Source organism: Hyalangium sp., from assembly GCF_035629615.1.
GTDB lineage: Bacteria > Myxococcota > Myxococcia > Myxococcales > Myxococcaceae > Hyalangium.
This window is the reverse complement of sequence record NZ_DASPHO010000858.1, coordinates 1-4019: the sequence shown is the minus strand read 5'-3', so window position 1 is coordinate 4019 and position 4019 is coordinate 1. Positions and strand designations below refer to the sequence as shown.

3 protein-coding genes and 1 pseudogene are annotated in these 4019 nt (G+C 67.2%); all 4 read left to right on the top strand.

Annotated elements, in window-relative coordinates:
* A partial coding sequence (carA, locus tag VD972_RS43155) for a glutamine-hydrolyzing carbamoyl-phosphate synthase small subunit (protein ID WP_324995559.1) occupies window positions 1-920 on the top strand: 920 nt, incomplete at its 5' end.
* Window positions 921-934: 14 nt separating this feature from the next.
* The gene (locus tag VD972_RS43150; RefSeq protein WP_324995557.1) at window positions 935-1603 is read left to right on the top strand and encodes a hypothetical protein; all 669 of its coding nucleotides are present in this window, start codon (window positions 935-937) and stop codon (window positions 1601-1603) included.
* Window positions 1600-2361 carry a hypothetical protein gene (locus tag VD972_RS43145; RefSeq protein WP_324995555.1) on the top strand — a complete coding sequence of 254 codons (762 nt, stop codon included), beginning with the start codon at window positions 1600-1602 and terminating at the stop codon, window positions 2359-2361. The genes VD972_RS43150 and VD972_RS43145 overlap by 4 nt, the downstream gene beginning before the upstream one ends.
* A gap of 623 nt (window positions 2362-2984) precedes the next feature.
* Window positions 2985-4019, top strand: a pseudogene (locus VD972_RS43140) (thrombospondin); the annotation flags it as partial.

Here is a 4019-nt window from a genome sequence, read left to right as displayed (position 1 = left end):
CGGAGGACGAGGAGTCCGAGCACCCGCACGCGGTAGGCATGGTGGTGCGCGCCTTCACCGACCAGCCCTCCAACTGGCGCGCGAAGGAGACGCTGGACACGTACCTCCAGCGCCACGGCTTGGCGGGCATCCAGGGCCTGGATACCCGGCGGCTGGTGCGGCACCTGCGCACGCATGGCGCGCAGATGGGCGTCATCTCCAGCGAGAGCCACTCCACCGCGGCCCTCGTCGAGCGCGCCAGGAGCGCACCTGGCATGGAGGGGCTGGACCTGGCCACGGGCGTCTCCGCGAAGCAGCCGTACACCTTCACCACGCCGTCTCCGGACGTGTTCAGCGGGGCTCCGCGCGCCGCGCCGGAGCTGCGCTATGACGTGGTGGCCTATGACTACGGGCTCAAGCGCTCCATGCTGCAGTTCCTCGTGGACGAGGGCTGCCGGGTGACGGTGGTGCCCTCCCATACCTCCGCCGAGGAGGTGCTGGCTCGCAAGCCGCACGGCGTCTTCCTGGCCAACGGCCCGGGAGATCCCGCCGCGGTGAAGGGCGCGGACAAGACAGTGGCCGCGCTGCTGGGCAAGGTGCCGGTGTTCGGTATCTGCCTGGGGCACCAGATCCTCGCGCTCGCGCTGGGCGGCCGGACGTACAAGATGAAGTTCGGCCACCGTGGGGCCAATCAACCCGTGAAGGATCTGACAACCGCGAAGGTGGAGATCACCGCGCAGAACCACGGCTTCGCCGTGGACGATGCGAGCCTGAAGGGCAGGGCGGTGGTTACCCACATCAACCTGAATGATGGCACCGTCGAGGGGCTCTCCATCCCGGATGCGCGGGCCTTCAGTGTGCAATACCACCCCGAGTCTTCCCCCGGTCCCCACGACGCGCGCTATCTCTTCAAGCGTTTCGCTCGACTGATGGCAGAGTAAGATCCCCGCGCTCCATGGACGCTCCTTCAGCCTCCCCTCTGTCGTATCAGCCGTACCTGGACCAGCTCATCGCCTTCGGGAGCGAGGAGCCGCGCAAGGCGGACCTCCTCGAAGCGAAGGCGGAGTACTTCCGCCTCACCGGTGAGGTGTTCGAGGACGACAAGATCTTCGAGCTCCGGATGGCGTCCTTCCTGGACTACTACCTCTACGACCGGGTGTCTCCGCTCACGGGGAGGACGCCGGCCGCGGAGCTGTACGAGCAGCGGCTGCAGAGCGCGCTTCCCGAGGAGGCCAACGCCTTCCGCAGCTTCACGGAGACGGTGCACGGGCTGTTCGAGGTCCGCAAGCTGGGCAAGGGCGTCATCCGCCTGCGCGAGCTGTTCTCCGGCAAGGACTTCGACGTCACCGAGCGCCGGAACATCGCCGGCCTGGAGACGGGGGACGTCATCGAGGCGCGACTCATTCCGTTCGGCGGGCACCTGCTGTTCTCCGCGGCCTTCTGCTACCACGCACGGGCGGCGGTGAAGGCGATCAAGGCCGAGGTGAAGCGCCGCAAGAAGAAGGAGCCGGAGCGGCCCGCCAAGGAGCTGGTCTGGGACTGCGCCATGCGCGCGCTCAAGGCGGAGCGCTACCGGCAGATCGCCGTCGAGAAGCTCTACGACTTCCAGAACAAGACGCTGTGAAAGACAAGGACGAGACTCCCACCGTCATCGAGCTGTCCGACCGGCGGCAGACGCCGAAGGAGCTCCCAGCGTTCGTGTCCGCCGAGCCGGATCCAGAGCGGGAGCGGCTGCGAGAGGAGTTCTGGGTACTGATGAGCCCTCTCATGGAGGGGCTCCAGGAGGTCCAGGGGACCTTGCTCGGACTCCTTATCCAGCTCGTCCTCCCGGAGCTGGATGGCCTGCCCCTGCGCACCATCCGCGAGGACATCCGTGAGGTGCGGGGACTGCCGGAGGAGTGGCTGCGAGAGTATGAGGCACGGCTCGGGACGTACCCTGCGCGCCTGAGAGAGGCGGAGTGGCTGGACGAGCATGCCTATCCCCTCACGAATGACCTTTTTCAGTACGGGGCGCAGGACTCCCAGCCGCATGACACCGGCGCACTCATGGAGCGAAGGGTGTACCTGCTCGTGGATGGCCGCATGGTGCTCGTCCACGTCTCCGGGCTCTGGAAGCAGCAGTCAGGCTTCGGGTGGGATCTGCTGACCACACCGATCTGCGCGGAGTTCATCGAGCCCGTGCAGGCGGTACATCACTTCCACTTTCCTCGGTTCGTGTCGGAGCTCCGGAACATCTTGTGGGGCCAGGCCCAACCGGCAGGCGCTGCGGACGCGGATCGCTCACGGCGACAGGCGCGCTTCCTGGCAGTGGTGGCGAAGCTCTCCGAGGCCACGGCTGCATATGTCGATCGGATTCGCCGCGCGGCCATCACATCGGTTTGAGGGGGGAGGGAAGGGCGGACAGCTCCTTCCTGGACCTGGTGTCGCTGAGGTTGCTGCCAGCCGGACATGGAACACCTCGCAAAAGGGCAGGAACTTCTGCGGGCCCCGCTAGGACACAGGCCCCCCACTTTCATTCTCCGGGCTTCGTCCAGGAAGTTGCTCCTGCTCGTAACGGGCTGGAACTCCAGGGAAATGTCACTGCAAACGGTATGCTGACGCGAACGAGGCCAACGCCTGCGGCGGGCTGGCCAACCGTCGCGATGTTCAACTCTGCTCCGGCTGGAAGTCACCCTATGAAAATCCGACCTCTGCTCCATTGTGTGCTGCTCGTGTCAGTCCTCGTGACGGCCACTGCATGCGGTGGATGTGGCGACCCGAATCCGGGCGATCCCCAACCCGACGCAGGCACCGAGGCGCCAGATGGAGGCTCGACGGGGCCGGACGGAGGCACCGGGCTTCCGGACGGAGGCACTGCAGATCCTGACGGAGGTACAGCATGGAGGCATGGAGCTCCCTGATGGGGGGAGCGAGCTGCCCGACGGGGGCGCGGGAGGGCCAGACGCCGGCTCACAAGGCCCCGATGGGACAGGAACGGCGGGGCGGAGGTGGGCGAGACCCACCCCTTGCTCGTGGATACTGACTGCGACGGCCTGCGCGATGGCCCCACTGTTGGCACCGTGAGGGGCGAGGACCAGAACGCCAACGGAGCTCGGGAGAACAGCGAGACCGATCCACGCACGCCGGACACCGATGGGGATGGCATCTTGGATGGCGTGGAGCGGGGCGTGACCGTGAATGTGGATCCGGTCACCTGCACGAACTTCGTCCCGGACGCGGACCCCAGCACCACGACGGATGCCACCCACCCGGACACTGAAGGGGATGGAGTGAGCGATGGCGCCGAGGACACCAACCAGAACGGCAGGGTGGACCCGGGTGAGCTGGACCCGAACGTGAGCGACTCGACGGGGCCGGTCGGCCAGGTCTGCACCACCAACAATCTGCGCCCCCTGTCCATCCAGTCAGAGGACGAGCCGGACCTCAAGCTGGCGCTGCCGCCCTCCTTCACGGAGGTGACGCAGATCCAGGTGGGCGCCGAGGTGAAGGGCCTGGTGGGTTACGACCCCAACGCGAAGGTCGCCTTCCTCGTGTTCCGCCGGCCCGCTCCGCCGTCTGCCACCGATCCGCTCGGTGACGAGGAGGCGCTGCGGCCCGCCATGGAAGGGACGGGCGCTCTGCGCAACCGCACCGCCCAGCTGTTCAGAACCTGGGAGGGCTTCAACGCCGCGCAGGTCCTCTATGACCAGGCCGGTGCGAGCGCGGACCTCAAGGTCCGCACCAACCAGCTCGTGGATGCGCTGGTCCCGGGCAGCACCGGGCGCCTCGGTCCGGCAGCGGGTCTGAACGGCGACTTCCGCCTGCAGGCGCTGTTCGTCCACCGCTCCGCACAGAGCGTCGTGGTGCTGATCGCCGTCACCCAGCTCGGAGGAGTGACCGGGGAGAACCGAAACCAGCCGGCGGCCTTCCTCTCCAGAGACCTGGGGGAGGGCTCGGCGCTGGCTCAGTTCGGGGAGCCGACGGCCATCCAATGCGAGCGCTTCCAGGCCCCGCAGCCCAAGGTGGACTTCCTCTTCGTGGTGGATGACAGCGGCTCGATG